Origin of the sequence: Rathayibacter sp. VKM Ac-2879, from assembly GCF_015351245.1 — a bacterium.
Lineage (GTDB): Bacteria > Actinomycetota > Actinomycetes > Actinomycetales > Microbacteriaceae > Rathayibacter.
In genome coordinates, this window is record NZ_JADKSO010000003.1 from 129,278 (window position 1) to 143,009 (window position 13,732).

Here is a 13,732-nt window from a genome sequence, read left to right on the forward strand (position 1 = left end):
ACTCCCCCGACGAGCGGGGCGGCGACGCGGCCCCCCGAGACGCCGGCACGAACCCTCCCGAAAGGACACCGATCATGAGCACCGCCGAGACCGCGCCCACAGACGAGTTCGACCTGATTGTCATCGGCGCCGGACCCGTCGGCGAGAACGTCGCAGACCGAGCCGTGCAGGGCGGCCTCACCGCCGCGATCGTCGAGAGCGAGCTCGTCGGCGGCGAATGCTCCTACTGGGCGTGCATGCCCTCGAAGGCGCTGCTCCGTGCCCCGATGGCGGTCCGCGCGGCCCGCGATCTCCCCGGAGCGGCGCAAGCCGTGAGCGGAGGCGTCGACATACCCGCCCTCCTCGAGCACCGTGACTCGGTGACGAGCCACTTCGACGACCGCGGGCAGGTGCAGTGGCTCGAGGGAGCGGGCATCGAGCTCGTCCGCGGCCACGGTCGCCTGAGCGGCGAGCGCGAGGTGACGGTGACCGACCCCGACGGAGGCGTTCGCGTCCTCCGCGCGCGCTCCGCCGTCGCCATCGCCACCGGCACCACGGCCGTCGTGCCCGACCTCCCGGGGCTGCAGGCGGCGCGGCCGTGGACGAGCCGCGAGGCGACGTCGGCCGAGCAGGTGCCGCCGCGACTCGTCGTCATCGGAGGCGGGGTGGTCGCGTGCGAGATGGCCACCGCGTACGCCGGGCTGGGCTCCTCCGTCACCCTCCTCGCACGGAGCGGGCTGCTCGCGCCCTTCGAGCCCTTCGCCGGAGAGCTCGTCGGCGATGCGCTGCGCGGGCTCGGCGTCGACGTCCGCGTCGGAGGCTCGCCCGCGTCGGTCGAGCGCCACGCCGACGGCACGGTCGCCGTCACCCTCGGGGATGGCGAGGTCGTCGAGGCCGACGAGATCCTCGCGGCGACCGGGCGCGCACCGCACACCCGCGACATCGGTCTCGAGACAGTCGGGCTCAAGCCCGGCTCCTCGCTCGCCGTCGATGACACGATGCTCGTCCTCGACGCCGACGGCGCACCGATCGGCGGAGCGACCCCCTGGCTCTACGGAGTCGGCGACGTGAACCACCGTGCGCTCCTCACCCACCAGGGCAAGTACCAGGCGCGCGCGGCCGGCGACGTGATCGTCGCGCGCAGCAGGGGCGCCGAGGTCGACGACGCCCCCTGGGGAGCCCACGTCGCGACCGCCGATCACGAAGCGGTACCGCAGGTCGTCTTCACCGACCCCGAGGTCGCCTCCGTGGGCCTCACCGCCGCCGCCGCCGAGAAGGCCGGCTACCGCACTCGGGTCGTCGACTACGAGATCGGCTCGGTCGCCGGCGCATCGCTCGCCGCCGTGGGCTACACGGGCACGGCCCGCATGGTCGTCGACGAAGAACGTTCGGTCGTGCTCGGAGTCACCTTCGTGGGCAAGGAGGTCGGCGAACTGCTCCACTCGGCGACGATCGCCGTCGTCGGGCAAGTGCCGCTGACACGCCTCTGGCACGCCGTGCCGTCGTATCCGACGATCAGCGAGGTGTGGCTGCGCTTGCTCGAGACGTACGGGCGCGCGAGCGCGTGAGCGCCCTGCGCCGGGCGGTTGCCACCGTCGCCCTCGACCCGGCGATCACTCGCCCCGGGTACCTCTTCGCGTGTGCGGTCGGGCTCGCGTGGGGCGCGCTGTGGAGCACGGGACGGATCGAGCGGAGGGGCGGTCTGGTGGTCTTCACCGGTCTTCCGGCCTGGGCGTTCGGGCGCGGAGGCTCGTGCGTCGGCACCAGCTACCTCACCGACTCCAACGCCTCCGACACGGTGCTCGAGCACGAGGCCGTCCACAAGCAGCAGTGGCAGCGATACGGGATGTGGTTCCCGCTCGCGTACGCCGTGGCGGGTCGCGATCCGCTGCGCAATCGATTCGAGATCGAGGCAGGCCTCGAGAAGGGCGGGTATCTCCGTGGTCGCTGATATGACGGGGCGCGTCGTCGTCCTCACCGGTGCGAGTTCCGGGATCGGCCGGGTCGCGGCAGGCGCACTGGCGGAGGCGGGTGCGACCGTCGCGGTCGTCGGCCGCCACCCCGATCGCACGCGCTCGGTGGCCAGAGGGGTCGGCGGGGAGGCGTTCGTCGCCGACTTCGACCGGCTCGACGACGTCCGCGCGCTCGCCGCCTCCCTCCTCGCACGCTTCGACCGGATCGACGTGCTCGCCAACAACGCCGGTGGTCTGGTGTCACACCGCGCCGAGACCGTCGATGGGCACGAACGCACCATCCAGAGCAACCACCTGGCCCCGTTCTTGCTGACACGCCTTCTGCTCCCTCGCCTCATCGAGACCGGTCGCGAGCGAGCAGGCGCGCGGGTCGTGGCGACCGCCAGCGTCGCCCATCGATTCGGCCGCCTCCGCCTCGACGACCTCGATCGACGACGGGGACCCTGGCTGGGTGGCTGGCGCGCCTACGGCACGTCCAAGCTCGCGACGATCCTGTTCGTCCGCGAGCTCGCCGAGCGTCTCCTGCCCACCGCGGTCGATGCCTACGCATTCCATCCCGGCGTCGTCGCCACCGGCTTCGGCGCCGACTCTGCCCTGATGAACGCCGCGACGAGGCTTGCGCCGGGCTCCTTCGGCATCTCGCCCGAGGGAGGTGCCGTCCCCCTCATCACGCTGGTCTCCGAGCCCGATGTCGGCGCCGCGAGCGGCAGCTACTTCGACGGCCTGAACCCGCACGGAGCCCTCGCCCGCCAGGCGCGCGACCGCGTGCTCGCCCAGGAGCTGTGGGAGCTCTCGAGCCGACTCGTCGGCGTTCCCGCCGCGCTCTGATCTGCGGTCAGTTCGCCTCGGAGCGTCCCGACCGCCAGTAGCCCATGAACGCCACGCGGCGCCTGTCGAGGCCGAGCTCGGTGACGAGGCAGCGGCGGAGCAGCTTGATCGCGCCCGCCTCCCCGGCGATCCACGCGTAAAGACCCGGGTCGGTGCTCTCCTCGGGCACCTCCCAGAGGATCCCGCCGTCGATGTCGACGTCCGAGACCTCGACTCCGCGGTGGTGCGCGGTGAGGAACCGCGCGGCCCACTCGCGGACCGCGGCACCCAGGGCGGCGCCGGGAGCGGCTCCCGGCTCGCGCACGATCCAGGTCACGTGCACGCCGTCCGGAGCGTCCAGCGGCAAGCGGTCGAGCGCTGTCGGCACTTCGAGGAAGGCCGCCCCCGTGGCCTCGGGGGAAAGGCTCTCGAGGATGGCCGCGATCGCGGGCACCGCGGTCTCGTCCCCCGCGAGCAGGAGCGATGTCGCTGCTCCGGGATGCCACTCGACACCACCTCCGGGGAGCTCGGAACGAGAGTCCGGCGCGATGATGACGACCTGGTCACCCGGCTGGGCACGCTCGACCCAGGCCGAGGCCGGGCCGGTGTCGCCGTGCGCCGCGAAGTCGACGTCGACCTCGGCCGACTCGGAGCGGACGGCGCGGATCGTGTAGGTCCGCAGCGGGTTGCGCTGCTCGTCGGGCAGCTCGCGCCAGCGCGCGTACCAGTTGACGGCGAGGCCGTCCGGGCCGTTCTCATCGGCGACCGAGAGGAGGAAGCCGCGAGCGTCCGAGGTGGGAGTCGGTACGACGAGCTTGATGCGCTGGTCGGGGCCGGTGCATGCGACCGAGTCGAGATCCGGGCCCGTCAGGGTCACGCGGATGAAGTGCGGGGCGATCCGCGTCGCCCGCGCGACGGTCGCGAGGTAGGGCCGGTAGGCCGGGCGCAGGGTGGTGGTGGTCGTCGGAGGCACCTCTCCAGTGTCTCAGAAAAGGATAGCCTTACCTCACGAATCCGCAGGAGGCAGCTCCGAGTCGGCGGCCGAGCGATGCAGGCGGGACGACCCGACCCGAAAGCACCCGGCTCCACCGACGACTCAGCTCCGATGCAGAGCCGACTGCTCGGCCGAGACGCGTAAGCGCGCCTCGACGTCGACGGCGAGCTCGGCGATCGTCTCGCCCGTGCCACCGATCCACGCGCAAAAGTCGTGCCGGGCGTCCGCCCAGGGGTACTCGCCGCCGACGACCGACATCTCGCCCACCCACGCGCGCACAGCACGGTCGAGCGCGATCCCGCGCTCGCACCGGGTACCAGTGCCGGGAGCGCCAGAGCGCTGCGATCGGCCGAGCCAGGTGACGCACACGCGACCGGGGGCAACGAGCGGCGGGATCCCCCGCGCCTCGTCGACCTCGACGAAGACCTGGCCGCGGGCGTTCGCGGGCAGCGAGTCGAGGAGACTCTGGATCCACGGCAGGACCGTCTCGTCGCCCGCTATCAGGTACTGCTTCACGTCGACAGGAGCGACCGCCGCCGGCGCGCTCTCGACCGCCGCGATCTCGACCGGCGCGACACCGTTCGGCGGGGTGGCGCCGGGTTCCTCGAACATGCACATCGCATCCGAGTATAGGCAAGCCTTACCTCAGAACCAAGGGTCGGATGCTGACGGTCGGCCGGGCCTCACCACTGGGCAGGATGGCGCCGGTGCCAGCGTGCGCGTCGCTCGAGCTGCGCACCGATCGCGAGCAGCGTCGCCTCGCCTCCCGGCCGGCCGATCAGCTGCACCCCCATCGGCAGCCCCTCCGCCGTCATGCTGAGCGGCAGCGCGATCGCGGGCAGACCGCTCACGTTCACGAAGGAGGTGTACGGCGTGTAGAGCACCTGCTGCTCGAAGTTGCGCTCGGGGTCATCGACGTCGTACCAGCCGACCGGCCGCGGCGTCATCGTCATCGACGGGGTCAGCACGGCGTCGAAGCTCGAGAAGGCGGCGATCACCGCGCGCTCATAGCCCGAAAGCCAGACGGCAGCCTCCAGAAGCTCTCGTGCCGAGCGCCGACGCCCCTCCTCGACGAGCCAGCGCGTCAGCGGCTCCAGCAGCTCCCGCTCGGCGCCCTCCACGGGGAGGGTCGCCGCGCCGCTCTGCCACAGCGTGCGGAACGCGGCCGGATATCCGGCGCTGGGCGGCAGCGTCGCCTCCTCCAGCCCGTGGCCCAGGGCGGCGAGAGCGGAGACACCCTCGTCGAGTGCCGCCCGCGCCTCAGGCGCGAGGGCGATCTCGTACTCCTCGTCCCACGGCGAGGCCGTCAGCACCCCGATCTGGAACCGCCCCTCGCCCCGCACCGCCGCGCCGAGGAACGAGCCCTCACCGCCGCCCGGCGCCGCGAGAGCCCACCGCTGCGGGAGGCGCCCGCCTCGCCGCTCGAGCATCCCCTCGAGCAGCATCCCCGCGTCCGCCACCGAGCGCGCGATCGGTCCGGCGACCGTCAAGCCGCCCACTCCGCCGACGCCCGAGAGTGCGGCCACGCGACCCCGTGAGGGCTTGAGACCCACCAGCCCGCAGGCCGCAGCGGGAATGCGTATCGAGCCACCGCCGTCGGAGGCGGGCGCGAACGGCAGCAGCCCCGCGGCCACCGCCGCAGCCGCACCGCCGCTCGACCCGCCCGCGCCGAGCCGCGTGTCCCACGGGGTGACGGCCGGCGGGCCGATGCGCGTCTCCGTGTAGGAGGGCATCCCGAACTCCGGCACGGCCGTCTTGCCCAGGCTCACGGCTCCGGCTGCGTCGAGCACCTCGACGATCTCGTCGGAGGCGACAGGCACGTGGTGCTCGCGCAGTCGCGAGCCGAAGGCCGTACGCACTCCCGCCCGCCGCCACAGATCCTTGTCGGCGCTGGGAAGGCCCCACAGCGGCGCGGTGCGTGGCACGGAGGCGAGACCCGCCACCTGCTCGCGCGCCGCCTCCGCCGTCACGGTCGCGAAGGCGCCGAGCTCGCCGTTCCACCGCTCGATACGGGCGAGGTAGTGCTCGGTCAATTCGAGCGGGCTGACCTGTCCGCGTTGCAGCCAGTCCCACTGCTCCTGGGCGCTGAGGTGGTGGAGTTCGAACATGGAACGACCCTATGCCGCCGCTGCAAGGAGCCGGCGGAACAGGGGCGGGCGAGGTCAGGCCGCGCGGCTGCCGCTCTCGCCGTTGTCCTCGGCGCCGAGCCGCGCGCCGGCCGGCACGACCGTGTCGCGTCCGACGCGGGCTCCTGTCGCGATCACGGCCGAGCCTCCGATGCGCGAGTAGCTGCCGATGCGCGCGCCCGGGCCGACGATCGCCTCCGGGCCGACGTGCACGTTCGCGCCGATGAAGGCGCTGTGCCCGATCATCGCGTCACGGTCGACCCAGCTGCCGGCGCCGATCCATGCGCGCTCGCCCACGCTCGCGCCCGGCTCCACGTACGCGCCGGTCTCCACGTACGCGGACGCCGAGACGCGCGACCCGGGAGCGACCATGCCGCGCCCGTTCGCGTGCCGGCGATACACGATCTCCTCGTCTCCGCCGCGCGCCGCACGTCCCTTGTTCATCCCTGTTCCTGCCATCTGCCTCTGGCTCCTCCGAGCTGTCCGGGTGGACGAGGCCGAGCCCCGTCCGGTCATCGGGAACAACAGCGGAGAGCGGCCTGACATTCCCCGTTCGGGGGCCGGGAGGAGGCGCGGCCTCGTCACTCCACGGCGGCGGCGACCGCCGTCACCACCGCACGAAACCGCTCCGGCGCCTCCCGCAGCCGGCGCCGCAGCCGAAGGCCCGTGAGCGGCCAGGCGGAGACGAGGTACTCGCACTCCACTCGGGTGCCCTCCGCGTCGTCGAGCACCCGCCACCGCTCGACCCCGGGGACTGGCAGCCGCCGTTCGAGACCGCTTCCCCTCCGCTCGAATGCCCCGTCCTCCTCCGCCAGGACGTCGGCGAGCGCCGCGAGAACCGGCGCGGGCCCGGCATGCAGAAGGGAGGCGAGGGCGAGGAGGCAGCGCACCGCGGCAGTCTCGCACGCACACCCGAACCGGCCACTCAGGAGCGACCGTCGAGCACCTGTCGCAACCAGCCGAAGGAGGCCTTGGGCACGCGGTCGTGGCTGCGCGCGTCGAGCGCCACCAGCCCGTGCGGCCGCGTGTATCCGTGCTGCCACTCGAATGCGTCGACGAGGGTCCACACGTGCACCGCGTCGAGCGGGAGCCCCTCGTGCACCGCCTCCGCGAGCGCGCCCAGGTGCGCGCCGAGCCAGCGGATGCGCTCGGTGTCGACGATCGCCCCCTGCCGGTCCGGCTCGTCGGGATAGCTCGCGCCGAGTGCCGTGAGCACGAGCGGCGGCACGGCCGCTCCGTAGCGCTCGACCAGCCCGCGCAGCACCGACACCGGCGCCCACGGCGCGAACGGCGATCCATCGCCCGTGCGATCGTGTTCCGGCCACGACGCCGTGTGGAACGGCAGCGCGGGCGGCGCGCCGACTCCGACGGGGGAGGCCGGATCGCGGCCGGCGACGATCCGCTGCGGCGCGAGCGGGGCGACGGCGTAGAAGTCGAGCGGTGCCGAGATCCGAGCCAGATCGACCGGATCCATGTCCGCAAGCGGCGCGAGGAAGGGCGGCAGCTCCTCCGGCCCGCTCGGATACGCGCCGGTCAGTACCGCGTCGGCGACCAGCCGGTTGCGCAGCACGTCGGCCAGCGCGGCCCACGCCCGGTCATGCTCGGAGTCGGAGGCGGCCTCGACCGGCGCGAGAGCGTCCGCGATCCCCACCCGGCCCGCGACCTCCGCCGCGCGCAGAGCCTCGACGGCGATGCCGTGACCGAGTAGCTGATGGTGCAGCGCGGGGAGCCCGCTGAACAGACGCCCGGCGGCCGGCGCCTGCCGTGTGAGGGCGTAGCCCTCGATCATCACGGTCGAGGGCTGGTCGAGGGTGATCCAGTCGGCGACCCGGTCGCCCAGGCTCGAGCCGAGCTCGAAGGCGAGGTCGCCGAAGCGCAGCGCCGTGTCCCTCCGCATCCAGCCGCCGCTGAGGGCTGAGGGCGTGTCACGGTGGTGGAGGGTGAGCGCGACGCGGACCCCCGCTTCTGCAAGAGCGTCGAGGAGGCGGTCGTAGAACCCCAGCCCGCCCCGGTCGATCGGGCCGCGTCCCTCCGGCTGGAGACGCGTCCACGAGACGGAGAGCCGCACCTCGTCGATCCCCAGATCGACCATGAGCGCGAGATCCTCGCGCCAACGGAGGAAGAAGTCGGTCGCGATCTCGGGAGTCGCCTCCTCGGCGATCGTCCCCCGCCGCAGCGCGAAGTCGTCCCACACCGAGCGACCCCGACCGCCTGTCTCGAGAGACCCCTCCGTCTGGAACGCGCTCTGCGCCAGACCGATCCTCACCCCGGAGGGCAGCAGCCGGGCGAGCTCTCGCGGATCGTCGAAGCGCGCACTCTCGGCGCGCACCCGCTGCCGGTCGCGCCCTCGTGCGTCGTCTTCGCGCATTCCGTCCTCCGAGACATCGATGGGTATATTGTCGCGGAAGCGCTCTCCCGCTCCCGCCACCGGTCATCCGCCCGGACGATCCCCTCCCCCGGGGGATGGACATCGGGTGTTCCTTGGCGCGGCGCGCTTGACAGCGCCTCTGCGCGCCCGTGCAATGGACGCAGTGATAGCGGGCGTCGACAAGGCAGTGCCGGGGGGATCATCGGGCACGCCGATGGCCCCGATCCGGCGATCCCGCACGTCGCCGCTCCGCCGCCCGGCCGCCCTCCTGCTCGGCCTGCTCGTCTCGGTCGGCGCGCTCTCGGGTGCCCTTGCGCCCGCGGCGGAGGCGGCGCCCCTCGCCATCACGGCGCCCGCCTCCGGCACTGTGCTCCCGAGCGGAACGCTCACCGCCCGGGGCACGGGCACGGCAGGCGACCAGGTGCAACTGTCCCTCCCGGGCGGCGGCGACCCGATCTGCATCACCACGATCGCGCCCGACGGAAGCTGGACGTGCGATCTGAGGCTGCCCGACGGCCGCACGACCCTCACCGCGGTCGAGCTTCTCGCCGCGGGAGGCTCCACGTCGACGAGCGTCGAGATCGCTGTCCTCAGCGCTCCCGTCATCCAGTCGGTCGACGGCTCCGTCACCTCGGCCGGCTCCGTGCGGGGCACCGCTTACCCTGGCGCGAGCGTCGCGGCAACCTCGGACGGCGGCGCGTCCTGCCTCGCGACCGCCGACTCCTCGGGTGCCTGGTTCTGCCAGCTCGCGCCCACTCCCGCCGCCGGGAGCTATCGGGTGACCGCGACGCAGACCGCTTCCTTCGCCGGGAGCACCGTCTCACCTGCGAGCGAGCCCGTGACCCTCGTCGTCGATACCGTCGCCCCCGCCGCGCCCACGCTCTCGTCCCCCACCGCCGGCGCCGCCCTCGCGCTCACCGGCGCCACCTACTCCGGCACGGGCGCCGACGGCACTCGCGTGTACGTCTACGTCGATCGCGTCAACACCTGCGATGCGGCCGTCAGCGGAGGAACGTGGAGCTGCACCGGAGGCACGGTCACCGCGGGCGCGCACCGCGTCTCGACCATTGCGGGCGACGCGGCTGGCAACTACAGCGCACCCAGCCCGTGGATCGATGTGACCTTCGGCGCGACGACGGGGACCCCCACGAGCGTGCCGACGGCTCCGGCGACCGCGCCGAGCACCTCGACTCCCGGAACGACACCCTCGAGCGCCCCCCGCCCGACGTCGCCGACCCCGCGTTCGAGCTCGCCCGCTCCGAGCCCGAGCGCCTCGACGACCCGTCCCGGACAGAGCGCTCCGAGCCCGCAGCCGGACGACCCACAGACAGCGGCACCCCTCCCGGGAGCAGGCCCGTCGGCGCCCGGCCCCGTGGCTCCCGCCCCTGCTCCCGACGCCGGTTCGACGCCAGGAGGCTGGAGCGCGGCGACCGGGATGACCACCGCACTCTCCTCCGCCGTGCCGGTCGGCACGATGGCCGACTGGGTGCGCTCGCTCATCCTGGCCCTGCTCTCGCTGGCGCTGGTGGTCGTGCCGGCGTGCCTCGCCGCCGCCGGGCGCTCACCGCGTCAGGAGCGCACCTGGCGCCTCACCGGGCGAAACCGCGCGGCCGTCGAGTTCGACGACAAGCCCGAGTCGACACCCGTCTCACCCCGCCTCATGGTGGTCGGGATGATCGGGGCGACCGCCGGCCTCGTGCTGCTCTCGGGCCGCGTCGACAACCAGCCCGCCTATCTCCGTCTGCTCCTCGCCGTGACGATCGCGGTCGCCCTGGTCAACGCCGTGGCCGCCGGCGTTCCCGCTCTGCTCGCTCGACGCCTCGGAGTCTCGGCCGTCACGCTGCATCCCGCTCCTCGGGCGCTCCTGCTCGTCGCCGGGGCAGCGGTGCTCTCGCGCTTCGCCGGCCTCGACCCGGCCTTCCTCTTCGGAGTCGTGATCGGCCTCGTCCTGCCCGAGGGCGTCTCCTCCGTGGCGCGGGCGCGGCTGGCGACGGTGCGCGTCGTCTCGCTGCTCGCGCTCGCCGGTCTCGCCTGGGGTGCCTCCGCGCTCGTCGTGGCCGACGGCTCGTTCGTGTCGGTGCTCGCCGCGGAGGTGCTCAACGCGACCACGCTGATCGCGGTGGGATCGAGCGTGGTGCTGCTGTTCCCGATCGGCCGCCCGGCCGGTCAGAGCATCCTGCGCTGGTCTCCCGTTCTCTGGCTCGGGCTCACGCTGCTCGCAACGACCGTGCTCTTCCTCCTGCTCACCCCGACGATCACGGCGTGGTCGAACGGGGCGGGAGGCGCTCCGGTCGTCCTCGCGGTCGTCGCGTTCAGCGCGGTGTGCACGTCGATCTGGGCGTGGCGCCGTTTCGTCGAGTCGGAGTAGCCTCGGCGCTCAGCCGATCGAGGCCAGTTCGCGCACGTCATCGTCGGGGAGCACGTCGACGACGGCCGTGACCTCGAACTCGTCGAGTGTCGCGACTCCCTCGTAGACGCTGAGGAACGCCGTGTCGGCCGCGTCCCGCCCCGTCGCAATGCGGACGAGCGTCGACCGGGGAGCGAGGGTCGTCGCGTCGACCACCCGCCACTGCCCGTCGACCGACGCCTCCGCAACCGCGTGGAAGTCCATCGGCGAGAGCCCGGGCGCATAGACCGCGACGAGGCGCGCCGGCACGTCGAGAGCCCGCAGCAGCGCGACGACCAGGTGCGCGAAGTCACGACAGACTCCGCGACGCGCCAGCAGAGTGCGCTCGGCACCATCGGTCGGGAGGCTCGACCCCGGAACGTAGGCCAGACGGGTGCCGACCCACGAGCTGACCGAGGCGAGCAGCTCGGCTCCGCGCAGCCCCGCGAACTCGGCGCGGGCCGTCGCGAAGAGGATGTCCGACTCCGCATACCGACTCGGCCGCAGGTAACGCAGCCGGTCGACCTCCTCGCCCGCTGACGCCTCCAGACGGCCCGCGATGCGCGCCACGTAGTCGATGACGAGCCGGCCGGGCACGGCGTCGACCACGTGGAGGCGTGTGCCGTGCTGGTCGAGCACCTCGCGCGGGGCGACAGGGGCGCCGTCGAGGCTGACGGAGAGCGACTCCTCCGCGTCGTAGTCGGAGGCGGCGGTAAGGGAGAGGACGATCGCGGCCGGAGCCGTGACGTCGAGGGCGAGGTGGGCGGAGATGTCGCGCTGCATATCGGCTCCCGTCAGGCGCCCTGCTCGCCCTTGGGCGGCGGGGTCGGGGCGGCGTCGGGCTCCTGCACGAGCTGCAGACCGCCGGAGGAGTTCGCCGAGACGGTGAGAAGGTCGATCCAGGTGCGGTTGATCGAGGGCACTCGGCCACCGAAGTACTTGAAGTACAGCGGCACGGAGGGGTCGAGCCAAATACTGGAGCGGCCGTCGCCGACCGCCGGGTCGTCGCGCCACGAGAAGAAGAAGCTCTCGCGTCGACGGAGCTTGTTGGCGATGACGATCTGGACGTGCGTGAGCGTGCGGTCGTCGAACTCGATCTCGACTCCCGAGGCTCCGTAGAGCAGCTTCCCCATGGGGGCCTCCCGGCCGCCCGTCGCCGGGCGGTGTATGACGGTGCCCGTGGGCACGAGAGACGGGATGGCCGTGGGGCCGCCCGCCGTGGACCGGGCGATTCGCCGCCCCGGCGCCGAGCGCTCGGGCGCGAAGCCGCCTCGCCATGACTCTATTCGAGGCAGGCCCGCGCCGCTGATCTCCGGCCGCTCAGGGCACGCCCACTGTGGAGCGATGTCCGCCAGGCGCTGCCTGGACGATCGACCGCGAACCCGCCGTCACGTCCCCGATCGCTCCGGCACGTGGAGTCACGCCCGGTCGCCGATCGTCCTCCGCGCCGAGGGCACGTCAGACGACCTCACCGAGGTGCCCCCACTGGGACTCGAACCCAGACTGCAACGATTTTAAGTCGTCTGCCTCTGCCGATTGGGCTATGGGGGCGACCACCGGGAGACGTGGCCTCCCGGTGGGTGGGGTCAGGACTTTGCGGGCTCGCCGCCGACGGGCACCGGGGCGCCGGCCTGGCCGGGGAGCTGCGCGGCGGCCTGCGCGGCGGGAGCCTCGGCCGCGGGAGCGGCCGGGCGCGGACGCGAGGCGTAAGTCTCGAAGGAGCCGCGCGGATTCTCGCGGGCCTCGATCGAGGCGATGTCGCGGCCGAGCCAGAGGTTGTTCCACCAGCCCCAGACCACGCGGAACTTACGCTCCCACGAGGGCATCGCGAGTCCGTGGTAGCCGCGGTGCATCACCCAGGCGGGGAAGCCCTTGACCGCGAACTTGCCGGACTGGAAGACGCCGATGCCGAGGCCGAGGCCGGCGACGGCTCCGAGGTTCTTGTGCACGTAGTCGACAGGCTTCTCGCCGCGCAGGACCGCGGTGATGTTCTTCGCCATCAGCTTGCCCTGACGGACCGCGTGCTGCGCGTTGGGCACGCAGTAGCCGCCCACGCCGCCTCCGGTGAGGTCAGGAACCGCGGTCGCGTCTCCGGCACCCCAGGCGCCCTCGACGAGGACGTCGTCGTAGCCGACGCGGAGGTCGGCGCGCACGCGCAGGCGACCGCGCTCCTCGATGGGGAGGTCGGAGTTCTTGATCGACGGGTTCGCCATGACGCCCGCGGTCCAGATGATGAGGTCGGACTCGAAGGTCTCGCCCGTCGACAGCTCGATCACGCCGTTCTCGGCCGACTTGAGCTGCGTGTCGAGGTGCACGGTCGCGCCACGCTGGTCGAGGTTCTTGAGCACCCAGTGGCTCGTCTCGAGAGCGACCTCGGGCATGATGCGCCCCATCGCCTCGATGAGGTGGAACTGGGTCTCGTCGAACTCGATCTCGGGGTAGCGCTTGAGCAGCGCGCTCGCGAAGGAGCGCAGCTCGGCGAAGACCTCGATGCCCGCGAAACCGCCTCCGACGACCGTCACGGTCAGCAGACGCGAGCGCTCGGGACCGGCCGGCAGAGAAGCGGCCTTGTCGAAGTTCGTGAGGATACGGTCGCGGATCGCGGTCGCCTCCTCGATGGTCTTGAGGCCGATCGCGTTGTCGGCGACGCCCGGGATCGGGAAGGTGCGCGAGACGGAGCCCGCGGTGACGACGATCTGGTCGTACTCGAACTCGTACGGCTCGCCGACGGTCGGGGTGATCGTCGCGGTGCGGTTCTCGTGATCGATTTTGGTCACCTTGGCCGCGACGATGGCGGTCTTCTTGAGGTGACGACGCAGCGACACGATCGCGTGGCGGGGCTCGATCGAGCCGGCGGCGACCTCGGGGAGGAACGGCAGGTAGGCCATGTAGGGCAGCGGGTCGACGATCGTGACCTCCGCCTCGCGGGGGCGGAGGTACTTCTCGAGCTTCCACGCGGTGTAGAAACCGGCGTAGCCGCCTCCGACGATCAGGATCTTGGGCACTGTGAACTCTCCAGAGGGATGGACAATGCGGAACACCCCTGCGCAACGCGAAGTGCCCGCTCTCGATGCGGGTGGCAGCGCTGACCCCGACTGG

Annotated in this window: 13 protein-coding genes and 1 tRNA gene; 4 read left to right on the top strand and 10 right to left on the bottom strand. The window is 72.6% G+C overall.

The features are described 5' to 3' along the window. The first annotated feature begins 74 nt into the window (after positions 1 to 74). Genes ITJ45_RS09560 through ITJ45_RS09570 form a run of 3 tightly spaced genes read left to right on the top strand, consistent with a single transcriptional unit; the run spans position 75 to position 2,780 of the window. Positions 75 to 1,547, top strand: coding sequence for a dihydrolipoyl dehydrogenase family protein (locus ITJ45_RS09560; protein ID WP_194609339.1), 1,473 nt, complete (start codon positions 75 to 77; stop codon positions 1,545 to 1,547). After that, a complete protein-coding gene (locus ITJ45_RS09565) occupies positions 1,544 to 1,930 on the top strand; it encodes a Fe-S oxidoreductase (protein WP_323742970.1) in 387 nt (128 codons plus the stop codon). The genes ITJ45_RS09560 and ITJ45_RS09565 overlap by 4 nt, the downstream gene beginning before the upstream one ends. After that, positions 1,920 to 2,780 carry an SDR family NAD(P)-dependent oxidoreductase gene (locus ITJ45_RS09570; RefSeq protein WP_323742971.1) on the top strand — a complete coding sequence of 287 codons (861 nt, stop codon included), beginning with the start codon at positions 1,920 to 1,922 and terminating at the stop codon, positions 2,778 to 2,780. The genes ITJ45_RS09565 and ITJ45_RS09570 overlap by 11 nt, the downstream gene beginning before the upstream one ends. A 7-nt stretch (positions 2,781 to 2,787) precedes the next feature. Here ITJ45_RS09570 and ITJ45_RS09575 read toward each other — a convergent pair whose 3' ends face one another. The 6 genes from ITJ45_RS09575 to ITJ45_RS09600 form a co-directional block, all read right to left on the bottom strand. Further along, the gene (locus tag ITJ45_RS09575) at positions 2,788 to 3,732 is read right to left on the bottom strand and encodes a siderophore-interacting protein (RefSeq protein ID WP_194609341.1); all 945 of its coding nucleotides are present in this window, start codon (positions 3,730 to 3,732) and stop codon (positions 2,788 to 2,790) included. Positions 3,733 to 3,855: 123 nt separating this feature from the next. After that, complete coding sequence (locus ITJ45_RS09580; RefSeq protein ID WP_194609343.1) at positions 3,856 to 4,365, bottom strand: SIP domain-containing protein; 510 nt, start codon at positions 4,363 to 4,365, stop codon at positions 3,856 to 3,858. A 71-nt stretch (positions 4,366 to 4,436) separates the two neighbouring features. Then, positions 4,437 to 5,861 (bottom strand): amidase, encoded by a 1,425-nt coding sequence (locus ITJ45_RS09585; RefSeq protein WP_194609345.1) that lies wholly within the window; start codon positions 5,859 to 5,861, stop codon positions 4,437 to 4,439. Between the two features lie 54 nt (positions 5,862 to 5,915). Then, the gene (locus ITJ45_RS09590; protein WP_194609347.1) at positions 5,916 to 6,323 is read right to left on the bottom strand and encodes a DapH/DapD/GlmU-related protein; all 408 of its coding nucleotides are present in this window, start codon (positions 6,321 to 6,323) and stop codon (positions 5,916 to 5,918) included. A gap of 137 nt (positions 6,324 to 6,460) precedes the next feature. Beyond that, positions 6,461 to 6,769 carry a hypothetical protein gene (locus ITJ45_RS09595; RefSeq protein WP_194609349.1) on the bottom strand — a complete coding sequence of 103 codons (309 nt, stop codon included), beginning with the start codon at positions 6,767 to 6,769 and terminating at the stop codon, positions 6,461 to 6,463. Positions 6,770 to 6,804: 35 nt separating this feature from the next. Beyond that, entirely contained in the window at positions 6,805 to 8,247 is a 1,443-nt protein-coding gene (locus ITJ45_RS09600; protein ID WP_194609351.1) for a glycoside hydrolase family 1 protein, read from the bottom strand. Positions 8,248 to 8,461: 214 nt separating this feature from the next. Here ITJ45_RS09600 and ITJ45_RS09605 point away from each other — a divergent pair, with 214 nt between their 5' ends. Then, positions 8,462 to 10,615, top strand: coding sequence for a hypothetical protein (locus tag ITJ45_RS09605; protein ID WP_194609353.1), 2,154 nt, complete (start codon positions 8,462 to 8,464; stop codon positions 10,613 to 10,615). A 9-nt stretch (positions 10,616 to 10,624) separates the two neighbouring features. Here the strand turns inward: ITJ45_RS09605 and ITJ45_RS09610 are convergent, their stop codons facing one another. From ITJ45_RS09610 to ITJ45_RS09625, 4 genes are all read right to left on the bottom strand, one after another. Next, positions 10,625 to 11,416, bottom strand: a complete 792-nt coding sequence (locus ITJ45_RS09610; protein ID WP_194609355.1) for a transglutaminase-like domain-containing protein — start codon at positions 11,414 to 11,416, stop codon at positions 10,625 to 10,627. 11 nt (positions 11,417 to 11,427) lie between these two features. After that, a complete protein-coding gene (locus tag ITJ45_RS09615) occupies positions 11,428 to 11,766 on the bottom strand; it encodes an ATP-dependent DNA ligase (RefSeq protein ID WP_068211888.1) in 339 nt (112 codons plus the stop codon). 344 nt (positions 11,767 to 12,110) lie between these two features. Beyond that, positions 12,111 to 12,184: transfer RNA gene (locus ITJ45_RS09620), tRNA-Leu, on the bottom strand. A gap of 35 nt (positions 12,185 to 12,219) precedes the next feature. Beyond that, a complete protein-coding gene (locus ITJ45_RS09625; protein ID WP_194609357.1) occupies positions 12,220 to 13,638 on the bottom strand; it encodes an NAD(P)/FAD-dependent oxidoreductase in 1,419 nt (472 codons plus the stop codon). Positions 13,639 to 13,732: the final 94 nt, after the last annotated feature.